Annotated in this window: 14 protein-coding genes; 6 read left to right on the forward strand and 8 right to left on the reverse strand. The window is 70.1% G+C overall.

The genetic code is table 11. From position 1 onward, the window contains the following. The first annotated feature begins 4 nt into the window (after nucleotides 1-4). From LCL61_RS32050 to LCL61_RS32065, 4 genes are all read left to right on the forward strand, one after another. Nucleotides 5-541 (forward strand): DUF6286 domain-containing protein, encoded by a 537-nt coding sequence (locus LCL61_RS32050; protein ID WP_340683204.1) that lies wholly within the window; start codon nucleotides 5-7, stop codon nucleotides 539-541. Continuing rightward, entirely contained in the window at nucleotides 538-1125 is a 588-nt protein-coding gene (amaP, locus tag LCL61_RS32055; protein WP_340683205.1) for an alkaline shock response membrane anchor protein AmaP, read from the forward strand. Before LCL61_RS32050 ends, amaP begins: the two co-directional genes overlap by 4 nt. Nucleotides 1126-1153: 28 nt before the next feature. After that, entirely contained in the window at nucleotides 1154-2233 is a 1080-nt protein-coding gene (locus LCL61_RS32060) for an ATP-dependent DNA ligase (RefSeq protein WP_340683206.1), read from the forward strand. Nucleotides 2234-2305: 72 nt separating this feature from the next. Beyond that, complete coding sequence (locus LCL61_RS32065; RefSeq protein ID WP_340683207.1) at nucleotides 2306-3862, forward strand: alpha/beta hydrolase; 1557 nt, start codon at nucleotides 2306-2308, stop codon at nucleotides 3860-3862. A gap of 62 nt (nucleotides 3863-3924) precedes the next feature. Here LCL61_RS32065 and LCL61_RS32070 read toward each other — a convergent pair whose 3' ends face one another. Then, nucleotides 3925-4167 (reverse strand): DUF2630 family protein, encoded by a 243-nt coding sequence (locus tag LCL61_RS32070; protein ID WP_340683208.1) that lies wholly within the window; start codon nucleotides 4165-4167, stop codon nucleotides 3925-3927. Nucleotides 4168-4257: 90 nt separating this feature from the next. Between LCL61_RS32070 and trxA the strand changes: the two genes are divergently transcribed. Beyond that, nucleotides 4258-4614 carry a thioredoxin gene (trxA, locus tag LCL61_RS32075; protein WP_007033511.1) on the forward strand — a complete coding sequence of 119 codons (357 nt, stop codon included), beginning with the start codon at nucleotides 4258-4260 and terminating at the stop codon, nucleotides 4612-4614. A gap of 173 nt (nucleotides 4615-4787) precedes the next feature. On the opposite strand, the gene LCL61_RS32080 is transcribed toward trxA, so the two are convergent. Both LCL61_RS32080 and pruA read right to left on the reverse strand, forming a co-directional pair. After that, the gene (locus LCL61_RS32080) at nucleotides 4788-5717 is read right to left on the reverse strand and encodes a proline dehydrogenase family protein (RefSeq protein ID WP_340683209.1); all 930 of its coding nucleotides are present in this window, start codon (nucleotides 5715-5717) and stop codon (nucleotides 4788-4790) included. Nucleotides 5718-5735: 18 nt separating this feature from the next. Next, a complete protein-coding gene (gene pruA / locus LCL61_RS32085) occupies nucleotides 5736-7364 on the reverse strand; it encodes an L-glutamate gamma-semialdehyde dehydrogenase (protein WP_340683210.1) in 1629 nt (542 codons plus the stop codon). 128 nt (nucleotides 7365-7492) lie between these two features. Between pruA and LCL61_RS32090 the strand changes: the two genes are divergently transcribed. Beyond that, the gene (locus LCL61_RS32090) at nucleotides 7493-9085 is read left to right on the forward strand and encodes a PucR family transcriptional regulator (protein WP_425342072.1); all 1593 of its coding nucleotides are present in this window, start codon (nucleotides 7493-7495) and stop codon (nucleotides 9083-9085) included. A 100-nt stretch (nucleotides 9086-9185) separates the two neighbouring features. On the opposite strand, the gene LCL61_RS32095 is transcribed toward LCL61_RS32090, so the two are convergent. The 5 genes from LCL61_RS32095 to LCL61_RS32115 all read right to left on the reverse strand — a co-directional run bounded on the left by LCL61_RS32095 (nucleotide 9186) and on the right by LCL61_RS32115 (nucleotide 12842). Next, on the reverse strand, nucleotides 9186-9422 hold the full coding sequence (locus LCL61_RS32095) for a S1 RNA-binding domain-containing protein (protein WP_340683212.1): 237 nt from the start codon (nucleotides 9420-9422) through the stop codon (nucleotides 9186-9188). A 155-nt stretch (nucleotides 9423-9577) separates the two neighbouring features. Next, a complete protein-coding gene (locus tag LCL61_RS32100; RefSeq protein ID WP_425341946.1) occupies nucleotides 9578-10618 on the reverse strand; it encodes an LLM class flavin-dependent oxidoreductase in 1041 nt (346 codons plus the stop codon). A 7-nt stretch (nucleotides 10619-10625) separates the two neighbouring features. Then, on the reverse strand, nucleotides 10626-11018 hold the full coding sequence (locus tag LCL61_RS32105) for a DUF6221 family protein (RefSeq protein WP_340683214.1): 393 nt from the start codon (nucleotides 11016-11018) through the stop codon (nucleotides 10626-10628). Nucleotides 11019-11242: 224 nt separating this feature from the next. Beyond that, nucleotides 11243-12265 carry a DNA polymerase domain-containing protein gene (locus LCL61_RS32110; RefSeq protein WP_340683215.1) on the reverse strand — a complete coding sequence of 341 codons (1023 nt, stop codon included), beginning with the start codon at nucleotides 12263-12265 and terminating at the stop codon, nucleotides 11243-11245. A gap of 19 nt (nucleotides 12266-12284) precedes the next feature. Beyond that, on the reverse strand, nucleotides 12285-12842 hold the full coding sequence (locus tag LCL61_RS32115; protein ID WP_340683216.1) for a GNAT family protein: 558 nt from the start codon (nucleotides 12840-12842) through the stop codon (nucleotides 12285-12287). Nucleotides 12843-12844: the final 2 nt, after the last annotated feature.

A 12844-nucleotide genomic window follows, 5' to 3' on the forward strand; every position in this document is an offset into this window, starting at 1 on the left:
CGGTATGCGTTTGATCGTCCGCCTGCTGTCGGCCCTGATCGGGCTGGCGCTGGCCGCCGCCGGGGTCCTGCTGGCACTGGAGGTCGGCTGGGGCTGGTGGCGGCCGGGGCGGGGCCCGCTGTTCCTCCCGTGGGACGACTGGCGCGACACGCTCGCGGAGCAGTCCTGGAACGCTTCCCCGGTCCGGTATCTCGCGATCGCCGTCGCGGTCCTGGGGCTGTTGCTGATCCTGGCGGCGGCCTCGGCCGGGCGGCGTGCCATCCGGCTGACCGATCCGGCGAACGAGGTCAGTGTGACCACATCACCGCGTTCCCTGGCGAGGCTGGTCGGGGTGACCGTGCGCGCGCAGGACAACGTCGCGGGCGCGAAGGTCACGGCCACCGCCAAGAAGATCCGTGTCCGCGCGACGAGCAGGCTGGAAACCGAAGGCGAGCTGCGTCCGCGGCTGCTGGCGACGGTCTCCGGTCTGCTCGACGACGTCCCGTTGCTGCGGCGGCCGAAGGTCTCGGTCGTCGTCGACTCCCCGAAGGACCGCCGATGACCCGTTCGGTCTCCGCCAAGGCACTCGGCCGGTCCACCGGCACGGAACGGACCCTGACCGTCCTCATCGGACTCGTCGCGCTGCTCGGCGGCGCGGCGGCGCTCGTGGTCGGCGCGGGCTGGCTCGGCACGCACCGCGCCGGCAGGCCGCTCGTCGACCCGATCGCCCTCGACTGGCTGTCGCGGCACGCACTCGCCTCCCGGATCGGGGCGATCGTGCTCGGCGTTCTCCTGCTGTGGCTGGGACTGTGGTGGTTCTTCCGGTCGCTGCGCCCGGAAGGCCGTCCGGACCTCGAACTCGACGACGACCTCGTGGTGACCTCCTCGGCCATCTCCGAGGCCGTCCGCGCCGACGCGGAGAGGGTGGACGGGGTCGGGCGCGCCCGGGTCCGCGCGGTCGGCGACAAGGAGAATCCGGCGTTGCGGATCACGCTCTGGCTCGTCGAGGGCACCGACCTGAAACGGGTCTGGGAGCAGCTCGACAGCACGGTGCTGGCCCGCGCGCGGGAGTCGCTCGGGGTGGACGTCCTGCCGACGGCCGTCCGAATCGAACTCGACACGGCAGCACCGCAGCGGGTGCGCTGACCGGCTCGGTGCGGCAAGAATGGCCGTCATGTCGCTTCCCCTGACTCCGCCGGTCAAACCGATGCTCGCCAAACCGGCGAAAGCGATCCCCGATTCCGGCGGGCTGCTGTTCGAGCCGAAATGGGACGGGTACCGCTGCCTGGTGTTCCGCGACGGTGACGAGCTGACCTTGCAGTCGCGGTCGGAGAAGCCGCTCAACCGGTACTTTCCCGAGGTCGTCGAGCGGTTGAAGGCGGCGCTGCCCGAGCGGATCGTGCTGGACGGCGAACTGGTCGTCGCCAGGGACGGGAAGCTGGACTTCGACGCGCTCACCGACCGGGTCCACCCCGCCGAAAGCCGTATCAAGCTGCTGGCGGAGCAGACCCCGGCGGAGTTCGTCGCGTTCGACCTGCTGGCGCTGGGCGACGAGTCCTTTCTGGACGAACCGACGTCGACGCGGCGGGAGCGGCTGGAGAAATTGGCCTCCGACGGCGTCCACCTGACTCCGGCCACTTCGGATCCGGCGATCGCGCGGCACTGGTTCGCGCTGTTCGAGGGTGCGGGGCTCGACGGCGTCATCGGCAAACCGCTCGACGAGCCGTACACACCCGGCAAACGTGTTCTGCTGAAGTACAAGCACTCGCGCACCGCCGACTGCGTGCTCGCCGGGCTGCGCTGGCACGTCGACGGCGAACCGGGCGAGCTGGTCGGCTCGTTCCTGCTCGGGCTCTACGACGAGGACGGCGTGTTGCACCATCCCGGCGTCGTCGGTTCGTTCCCGGTCACCCGGCGGCGTGAGCTGGCCGAGGAGCTGGCGCCGCTGATCACCGACGGGACCGATCACCCCTGGCTGGGTGACAACGTGCGCGAGAACCAGCGGATCCCCGGCGGGATCACCCGGTGGAAGGCCAAGGAAGCCCCGTGGGTGCCGCTGAAGCTGGAGAAGGTGGTCGAGGTCGGCTACGAGCACACGGAGGCCGGATTTCCGTCGCGGTTCCGGCACACCGCGCAGTTCAAACGCTGGCGCCCCGACCGCGAGCCGTCCTCCTGCACCTATGCCCAGCTCGAGGAGGTCGCCCGCTACGACCTGGACGCGGTGTTCCGCGGCGAGGTGAAACGCACCCGCTAACCGTGTCCTGACATCCGACCTGCGAAGCTCTGTTCCGAGCTTTTGTCATGCCTTGGAAGTGAGGACCAGCCCGTGAGCACCGCCCGCCGCACGCCACGGCTGATCCTGACGACCACCGTGGTGACGGCCGTGCTCGCGGGCTGCACCGCCGGGCCGTCGGTCCGGCCCGCGGTGATCGACAACGACGGCAAGCCGAATCCCGGTGGTCCGACGACGGCGCAGCAGGTACCGCTGCCACCGCTCGCCGAACCCCGGTCGCCGTCGATCAAATGGGAGGACTGCGACGAGGCGACCCGGCAGCGGCTGGGTCAGCCGTCCGTGCCGGACACGCTGAAGTTCTCCTGCGCCAGGGTGCCGACCACGCTCGACGCGCCGGACCTGCCGGGTCGCGGGCTCTCGCGGCTTTCGGTGGTCAAGACCGGGGGCGGGCCGATCCCGCTCGTCGTGGTCAACGACGTCGACGGCGAGCCGGGGTCGCTGTACGCCGCGCGGCTGGCCGCGACGCTGCCGCCCGAGTTCCTGCAGAAGTTCTCGCTGATCGGCGTGGACCGGCGCGGGACGGGGACGTCCATGCCGGTGCAGTGCATCCCGGCGGAGATCCGCACCGACCTGCTCGGCGCCGATCCGGCCGCCCCCGACCTCGAAGGCGTCGTCGACGCGGCACGCCGGGCGGGGCAGCAGTGCGCCATCGAGCTGGACGACTCGCAGGTCGCGATGGACAGCTGGCGGGCGGCGGGCGACCTCGAAGAACTCCGCGAGCAACTGGGGCTGGACAAGCTGCACGCGCTGGGCCGCGGCGACGGTTCGAAGGTCCTCGCCGAATACGCCGTGCGGTTCCCCGCCCAGGTCGGCCGGGTCATGCTCGACGGACTGCCCGACCCCGCCCCCGACGCGGCCGCCACGCAGGAAGGCGTCGCCGCGAGCGCGCAGGCGACCCTCGACGCGTTCGGCGCCGACTGCATCGCGAGGGGCTGCCCGATCGGCGACGCCCGCTCGGCCGTGACCGCCGTCGCGGACCGGCTCCGGTCGGCGTCCGCGACGACCACCGACGGCGAGCAGATCACCCCGGGGATCGCGCTGTACGCCATCTACTCCGGGCTCGCGCAGCGCTCGCGCTGGGTGGAACTCGCCGAGGCGCTCAAGACCGCGCAGACCGGCGACGTCACGCCGCTGGCCGCGTTCGCCGAGCCCGTGCTGAAGGACACCAAGGCGCGGCCTTCGCGGCTGGACGGCACGCTCGCGACCAAATGCAACGACAGCGCGACCCGGCTCTCGGCCGAGGAACTCACGCGCGCGACCACGACCCTGCGCGACAAGTACCCGCAGTTCGGTGTCTTCGCCGCACAACAGCTGGCCTGGTGCAGCCCGTGGCCCGTACGCCGCGAACCGCTCCCGCCCGCGGGAGCGCCGGGCGCCCCGCCGATGCTCGTCGCGGGCACCGCGACCGACCCGGTCACTCCGGAGCAGGGCACCGGCCGGGCGGCCGACCAGATGCCGAGCGCGGTGACGATCACCTGGCAGGGTGCCGGGCACGGCGCGCTGAGCCTCTCGCCGTGTGTCGCGGACGCGACGCGGGCCTTCCTGATCGACGGCAAGATCCCGGTCGACGGGACCCTCTGCCCCGCCTGAACGACTCGTGAGCGGTAAGGACGGTTAGAACCGTCCTTACCACTCACGAGACCCAGCACCCGCTACTGCCGGTAAGACTCCACCTCGGAGATCGGCCGCGCCGAAGCCTGGTCCGGATCCTCGTCGAACTCCACGCGCGCCCGCCGCTGCCGCAGCAGGTCCCAGCACTGGTCCAGCTGCTGTTCCACACTCGCGAGCCTGGACCGGTCGTCCGAGCTCAGCCCGGTGCCGATCGCCCGCGAACGGAGCTCGTGCTCCTCGATGACCAGCTCGTCGATCCGGCTGAGGATGTCCCCGTCGGCCATGTGCGCCTCCTGCGAAACGTGGGTTGCTCCATCCGAGACGCTACGCGCACTCGCGGGAATGCGCGTCCCGCCCGATTCGTTACGCCGGGCATGAGCACTGTGGAGCTGACCGCCGCCAACTTCGACCAGGTCGTTTCCGAGAACGACTTCGTCATCATCGACTTCTGGGCGGGCTGGTGCATGCCGTGCCGTCAGTTCGCGCCGACCTACGAGAAGGTGTCGGAGAACCACGACGACATCGTGTTCGCGAGCGTCGACACCGAGGCCGAGCAGCAGCTGGCCGCGGCCTTCGACGTGCGTTCGATCCCCACCCTCGCGGTGATCCGCGACAAGACGGTCATCTACGCGCAGCCGGGCGCCCTCCCGGAGAAGACGCTGGAAGACCTCATCCAGCAGGCGCGCGACATCGACATGGACAAGCTCAAGGAAGAGGCCCAGGAGGCCTGACGCGTATGGAGAAGGGGCCCTTCCCGGCGGGTTTCGCGAAGAAGATGAGAATTCTTTGAATTGTGACCCGGAACACANAGGCCGACATCATCGCCTGGCAGGTCAAGCCGGGTGACAAGGTCACGGTGAGGGCCCCTTTGACTTTCAGCGGACCAGTGCCACCGGTGACCGGGTCAGCCCCGGGTGGCGAGTCCGCGCAGGAAGAACGCCAGGTTCGCCGGGCGTTCCGCCAGCCTGCGCATGAAATAGCCGTACCATTCGTCGCCGTAGGGGACGTAGACGCGCATCGTCTTGCCGTCGCCCGCGATCCGGCGCTGCTCCTCGGGACGGATCCCGTACAGCATCTGGAACTCGTGGTCGTCCGCCTTGCGGCCCGCGTCCGCCGCGAGCTTCTCGGCGATCGCGATCATCCGCGGGTCGTGCGAGGCGACCATCGGATAACCCTTGCCCCGCATGAGGATCTTCAGGCAGCGCACATAGGACTTGTCCACTTCGGACTTGTCCTGGAACGCGACCTCCTCGGGTTCGGCGTACGCGCCCTTGCACAGCCGGACGCGGGAACCCTCGGTCGCCAGGTCGCGGCAGTCCTGCTCGGTGCGCCGCAGGTAGGCCTGCAGCACCGCGCCGACCCACGGGTACTCGGTGCGCAGCTCCTTGAGGATGCCCAGCGTCGAGTCGGTGGTGGTGTGGTCCTCCATGTCGAGGGTCACCGTGGCACCGACCGCCTCGGCCGCCGCGCAGATCTTGCGGGCGTTCTCCAGCGCGACCTTCTCACCGTCGGCCGGCAGGAACTGCCCGACGGCCGACAGCTTCACCGAGACGTCCGCGCCGAACGCGAGGCCGTCGGCCGCCAGCGCGGTCAGCAGTTCCTCGTAGGCGCGGACGGTCGTCGCGGCCTGCTCGGCGTCGGTGGTGTCCTCGCCGAGGTGGTCGAGGGTGACCCGGAGGCCGTCGTCGGCCAGTTCGCGGACCACCCTGGCGGCGTCGGGCGTCTTCGAACCGGCGACGAACCGGCCTACCACCGATCGGGTGGCGGGGACGACCTCGACCAGCTTGCGCATCCGCTGGGATCGAGCGGCGGCGAGCAACGGGGCACGCAACATCACGGACTCCTGGAGAACTCAGCCCTGGTGGGGGTAACGGACGCTGGTGGGCGGGACGAAGGTCTCCTTGACCGAGCGCGGGCTCGTCCAGCGGAGCAGGTTGAACACCGAACCGGCCTTGTCGTTGGTGCCGGACGCGCGACCGCCGCCGAAGGGCTGCTGGCCGACGACCGCACCGGTCGGCTTGTCGTTGACGTAGAAGTTGCCGGCGGCGAAGCGCAGCGCCTCGGACGCCTTCGCGACGGCCGTGCGGTCGTTCGCGATGACCGCGCCGGTGAGCGCGTAGTCGGCGGTCTCGTCGACCAGCTTCAAGACGTTGTCGAAGTCCTCGTCCTCGTAGACGTGCAGCGCGAGGATCGGGCCGAAGTACTCGGTGCGGAAGATCTCGTGGTTCGGGTTGTCCGACACCAGGATCGTCGGGCGCACGAAGTAGCCGACGCTGTCGTCGGCGGTACCACCGGCGATGACCTCGATCTCGGCGTCCTCAGCGGCGCTCTTCAGCACGGCGGCGTGCTTGTCGAAGGCGCGGCGGTCGATCACGGCGCCACCGAAGTTGTCCAGGTCGGTGACGTCGCCGTAGGTGATGGCCTCGGTCTCGGAGACCAGCTCGTCCTTCAGGCTCGCCCAGAGCGAACGCGGGACGTAGGCGCGGGACGCGGCCGAGCACTTCTGGCCCTGGTATTCGAAGGCGCCGCGGATCAGCGCGGTGCGCAGGACGTCCACGTCGGCGGAGGCGTGCGCGAGCACGAAGTCCTTGCCGCCGGTCTCGCCGACCAGGCGCGGGTACGTGCGGTAGCCGGAGATGTTGGCGCCGACGGTGGCCCACAGGTGCTGGAAGGTCGCGGTGGAACCGGTGAAGTGGATCCCGGCCAGGTCGCGGTGGGTCAGGGCGACCTCGGAGACGGCCTTGCCGTCACCCGGAAGCAGGTTGATGACGCCCGGCGGCATGCCCGCCTCTTCGAGCAGCCGCATCAGCATGTGCGCGGCGTAGCTCTGCGTCGGCGACGGCTTCCACAGCACGACGTTGCCCATCAGCGCGGGCGCGGTCGGCAGGTTGCCGGAGATCGCGGTGAAGTTGAACGGGGTGATGGCGTACACGAAGCCCTCGAGCGGGCGGTGCTCCATCCGGTTCCAGATGCCGGGCGAGCTGACCGGCTGCTCGGCGAGGATCTGACGGCCGAACGCGACGTTGAAACGCCAGAAGTCGATCAGCTCGCAGGCGGAGTCGATCTCGGCCTGGAAGGCGGTCTTCGACTGGCCGAGCATGGTGGCGGCGTTCAGCTTGGCGCGCCACGGGCCCGCCAGCAGGTCGGCGGCACGCAGGATGATCGCGGCGCGGTCGTCGAAGGACAGCGCGCGCCAGCCCGGGGCGGCGGCCTTGGCCGCCGCGATCGCGTCGCGGGTGTCCTCCGCGGTCGCGCTGTGGATGACGCCCAGCACCGCCTTGTGGTTGTGCGGCTGGACGACCTCGATCTTCTCGCCGCCGCCCTTGCGCTGCTCACCACCGATGGTCGCGGTGATGTCGATCGGGTCGGCGTTGCCCAGCAACTTGAGCGCGCCCTCGAGTTCAGCGCGCTCAGCGCTGCCCGGTGCGTAGTTCAGCACCGGCTCGTTCTTCGGGGCGGGGGTCTGGGTCACGGCGTCCACTGACTGCTCCTGACTGCACTTCGCCGGGTAGAGGTCTCACCCCGAACGGTAGACCCGACGGCTCCACGACGGCTTGTTCGACTGGCTAGAATCAGGGTGACCATCTTGTCCGATCGGCTTAATCGGTGATCAAGACGACTGCTCAGGCAACCACCGGCGCTTCCCTGCGGCACATCCTCGCCACGCTCGGGGAACCGCTGGTCAGGGTGCTCGCGGCCCCGGGCGGGCTCGGCGTCGGAGTGGAGGACGTCGTCATCCACGATCCGGAGGATCCGCCCGACGCCCATCCGGGTGACCTCGTCCTGGTGATCGGCGCTCGCGGACGCTCCGCCGCGGGTGCGATCCGGGCGGCGGGACGGTCCGGCGCGGCCGCCGTCGCGGTCAAGAACGGCATGGCCGTCGTGAACGTCGCGACCGACGCGGGGATCGCGCTGATCGAGGTCGGCCACGAGGCACGCTGGGAGCAGGTCGAAGCCCTGGCCAGGGGCGTGGTCGACGCGGCTCGCGCGGGTGGCGAGGCGGACAGCGGCGAGGTGCTGGGCGATCTGTTCTCGCTCGCGCAGACCATCGCGACGCTGACGGGCGGCCTGGTCAGCATCGAGGACACCGCGAGCCGGGTGCTGGCCTATTCGCGGGCGGGCGACGAGGTGGACGAGCTGCGCAGGCTCTCGATCCTCGGCCGCGAAGGCCCGGAACGCTACCTCGCGATGCTGCGCGAATGGGGCGTCTACCAGCGTCTTCGCGCCGGTGAGGGCATTGTCCGCATCGACGAGCGGCCCGATCTCGGCATCCGGCGGCGGATCGCGGCCGGGATCCACGCCGGATCGCAGCCGCTGGGCACGATCTGGGTCCAGGAGGGCGCGCATCCGCTCACCGAAAGCGCGGAGGTCGCGTTGCTCGGCGCGAGCCGGGCGCTGGCACCGCAGCTGATCCGCCACCGGACGCTGCCCAGCCCCGAGCTCCGGCTGCGCGAGGATCTGCTGGCGGGCCTGCTCGACGGCCGTGTCGACGCCGAGTCCGTCGCCGACGACATCGGCGCGGATCCCGGGAAACCCGCCGTGGTGCTGGCGTTCTCGCTCCCTCGCGACCGGGCGGCGACCGACCGGCAGCTGCGGCGCGCCGAGCTGGTGCACCTGATCACCGTGCACACCGCCGCGTACCGGCGGAGCGCGCTGGTGAGCGTGATCGGCGGCCGGGTCTACGCGCTCCTTCCCGACCTCCCCGAGCACGCCGAAGCGCGGATCCTGGCGCTGGCCAAGGAAATCGCCGGCACCGCGCAACGGCATCTCGACGTCCGGGTGCGCGCGGCGCTGGGCGGTGTGGTCCCCAGTCTTTCCGACGCGGCGGCCTCGCGCGGCGACGCGGACCGCGTGCTGGCCACGATGGCGCGCGGGCACGGGACCGCGGACGTCGCCTCACTGGCCGACGTCCGCGCCGAGGTCCTGCTCTCGGAGGTGCTCGCGTTCCTCGGTGAGCAGCCGAGGATCCGCGATCCGCGGTTGACCGACCTGATCACCCACGACGCCGAGCACGGCGGCATCCTGGTGCCCGCCGTACTCGCGTACCTCGACGCTTTCGGCGACGTCCGGAAAGCGGCGCGTGAGCTGAACATCCACCCGAACACGGTCCGCTACCGGGTGCGCCGCGCCGGCGAGGTGTGCGGGATCGACCTGGACGACCCCGCACAACGCATCCTCACCCAGCTTCTGCTGCGCCTCTAGGTTTTCTCGCTGCAATCAGTCCTCTGGATGCGTTCCTTGCACGCGCAACTACCGCATTNGCGTGTGCAAGGAACGCATCCAGAGGACGAAATGCGCCGGGTCAGGCCAGGATCAGGCTGAACCGCCGGTTCTGGACGTCCAGCTTGTCCAGCCGTACCGCGACGGCCGCACCGGCGGTGAGCGGGCCGGTTCCGCCGACGGTCGGCAGCAGCCCTTCCATCCCCTGGGCCACTTCGACGAACGCGCCGAAGGGCAGCACCCGCGTGACGACACCGTCCAGGACGCCGCCGTCGGCGTGCGCGGCGACGAACTCGCGCCAGTTTTCGGTGGGAGACATGCGATTCACCTCCTCTCCGCGCATGGTCCACAACAGAAGGACACATACGGGAGGGCGGGCTTCGTGCCCGCGCGGAGATCAAGCGGCGGCCGGGGAACCCGTCCGCTCACGGCACGAGGCCGACCCGGCAGTCATGGCCGTGACACTAGCAAAAGTCAGGAGACGGCGGCCAGGCTGCGAAGTCCGGCGACCTCGGCCAGCGCGCGATAGGAATCCAGCCGCTCCGCCTGGTCGAAAGTACTGGTGGTCACCAGGATCTCGTCGGCTCCGGTCTTGGCGACGAGATCGGTCAGCCGGTCGCCCACCTCGTCCGGGGTGCCGGCGAGCTGACCGTCGAGCGCCCGGTCCAGCCGTTCCCGGTCGCGGTCCGGCAGCGGCCCGGCGAGGATCTCTTCCACCGGCGACAACGGCGGGAAGACGCCGTGCGTCCGCGAGTAGACCGTCGACCACGCTTCGGGGATCAGCAGCCGCCGTGCCCGTTCGGCCGTCTCGGCGACCGCGATCGCCGTCGACACCACGACGTACGGCCGCGACGCCTGTGCGGACGGGCGGAATCCGGAGCGATAGCCGTCGATGGCTTCGAGCAGCGGACCCTCGCCCCGGACCGGCGCGATCACCAGCGGCAGCCCCAGTTCCGCGGCCAGCCGCGCCCCGGCACCGGTGGCCAGCAGGAACGCGGGCACGCGCAGGCCTTCCGCGGGAATGGCGTGCACACCCGGATAGGTCGTCTGGTCACCCACGAGGAAGCCCAGCAGCTCGCGAACCTGGTCACCGAAGCGGTCGGCGTCGTCCTTCTCGTGCCCGAGCGCCTGCCGGACCCCGCCGGTGAACCCGACCGACCGGCCCAGTCCCATGTCGATCCGCCCGGGGAAGAGTGATTCGAGCACGCCGAACTGTTCCGCGACCACGAGGGGCCGGTGGTTCGGCAGCATCACGCCGCCGGTGCCGACCCGGATCCGTTCGGTCGCCGAGGCGACGGCGGCCGCCAGCACCGTGGGCGCCGAACCCGCGACACCGGGCACGCTGTGATGTTCGGACACCCAGAACCGGTGGTAGCCGAGCGCTTCGATGTCCCGCGCGAAGGCGACCGTGTCCCGCAGGGCGCGGGGCGCGCCGCCGCCGCGGCGGGTCGGGGACCGGTCCAGTACGGAAAGCGTGATCACCTTCGGGTCAACGTGTCCGGACCCGGCGGGCATTCCCCGCTCAGGGACGCCAGCGCTCGCTGTAGTCCGGGTGGTCGGCGTGCGGCAGGGCCAGCAGCCGCAGGGTCAAACACCAGTTCGTCCCGGCCTCGTCGGCGGGCACATGGCACGTCTCGCACCAGTACTCGTTGCCGTACAAGGGGAATCCGGGAACCTTCTCCGAGACCGTGGTGCGGTGTGCCTGCAGGAGCCGCCGGGTCGCTTCGATCTCGTTGATCATCTGATTGACCGTGTCGAGTTCGATGTCGTTGAGCGAACGAATCTTCTTTTCGATGACGACCTTGGTCTCACCGCGATTGAGCGATTCGTTGCTCTCGGTTTTCTTGACCGCCTGCATGATCAACGCCTGGCGCTGCCCCACACGCGCGGCGAGAAAGGCGATCAGGTCGTCCACGGGCACTCCTTCGTCTCCCCCAGCCTAGTGTTCGGAGGGAAATGTCGCTGGCAGGAGGCCCTGCGTTACGGCTGAGTCCCACGCGTCACACAGTCTCGTATCGGTCCACGGCGGAGCGGTAACAGGTTTCTGGATCGACACGAAAGCGCAATCACTCCGCGAGCAAAACGAAGGAAAGACGTAAATCGGTCACCGACGCCGCACGCGTCGTCACTTGGTGCGTGCTACGCCGTGTCGTCGCGCGCCTTGCTCGGCTGGACGCGCTTCGGCTCGCCGGGCATTTTCGGGTAGTCCGGCGGATATGGCATCTCGCCGACGCCGTGGTCGCGTTCGTCCCGCACGTACCAGTCCAGCAGCGTCTCGATGCCGAACGCCTGCTCGTCCATCGGCGCGTGCAGGTCACCGTGCTCGCGATAGAAGGCTCCCGCGGTGAGGACGTCTAAGTCGTCCGGGTCCACTTCGGTCAGCAGATCCCAGGTCAGCGGCGTCGACACCGTCGCCCGCCGGGTGCCGCGGACCGACCAGGCCGAAGCCACCGTGCGGTCGCGCGCGGCCTGGTTGTAGTCGATGAAGACCCGGCCGCCGCGCTCTTCCTTCCACCACGCGATGGTCGCCTTGTCCGGGATCCGGCGCTCGACCTCGCGGCCCAGCGCGATCACCGCGTGGCGCACGTCGATGAAGTCCCACTCCGGCCGGATCCGCACCAGGACGTGCACGCCGCGGCCGCCCGAGGTCTTCGGGTAGCCGACCAGGCCCGCCGAGTCGAGGACCTCTCGCACCACGCCCGCGACCGCGACCGCGTCGGCGAAGCCCGCCTCGTCCGGCGGGTCCACGTCGATGCGGAGTTCGTCGGGATGGTCGACGTCGGGCCGCCGCACCGGCCACGGATGGAAGTCGAAGGTGCCCAGGTTCGCCGCCCAGGCGAACACGGCGGGCTCGGTCGGGCAGACCTCCTCGGCCGTCCGGCCGGACGGGAAGGTGATCTTCGCGGTCTCCACCCACTCCGGGGCGCCCTTCGGCACGCGCTTGGCGTAGAACCACTCGCCCTCGACGCCGTCGACGTAGCGCTTCAGCGTCGTCGGCCGCTCCCCGATCGCGCGCAGCAACGGCTCCCCGACCGCGACGTAGTGCTCCACGACCTGGCGCTTCGTGATACCCCGGGCCGGGAAGTACACCTTGTCCGGGCTGGACACCCGGACCTTGCGCTCGCCCGCCTCGACCTCGATCGGCTCACCGTTCTTGGGCATGCGCACACCGTATCGCCGATCAGGGCCGGGGATCGGTCTTCAGGATTGCCATCGTGACGACGTCATGCCATTCGCCGTCCCACCACAGCGCCTGTCGTTGAAGCCCCTCGCGGACGAACCCGGCCTTCTCATAGACGCGCTGGGCCCGCGGGTTGTGGTCGAAGACCTCCAGCGAGACACGATGCAGGCCGACGACGTCGAACGCGTAGCCCAGCAGCAACTCGGTCGCTTCGGTGCCATAGCCCTTGCCGAAGAACTCCGGGCCGTTCAGGGCGATGCGGAACGACGCGGAGCGGTTGTCCTTGTCGACGTCGGTGAGCGCGAGGTCGCCGACGTGCGCGCGATCCTCCCTGCGCACGATCGCGTAGTCCGCGCGATCGTCGAGGCCCCTCCGCCCGGCGAGCCAGGTCCGGATCTGCTCGGGGGTGAACCGGCTGTGCGTCCCGGTCAGCCGGGTGGTTTCGGGCTCCTGCAGGGCCTTCCACGCGGTCTCGAAGTAGGTCTCGTCGAGCTGGGTGAGCACGACGTTCTCGCCGGTGAGTTCGGGCTGGACGCGCAGCGCCTCGGTGTCGATCACAG

Origin of the sequence: Amycolatopsis coloradensis (genome assembly GCF_037997115.1) — a bacterium.
In the GTDB taxonomy this organism is placed as follows: domain Bacteria; phylum Actinomycetota; class Actinomycetes; order Mycobacteriales; family Pseudonocardiaceae; genus Amycolatopsis; species Amycolatopsis coloradensis_A.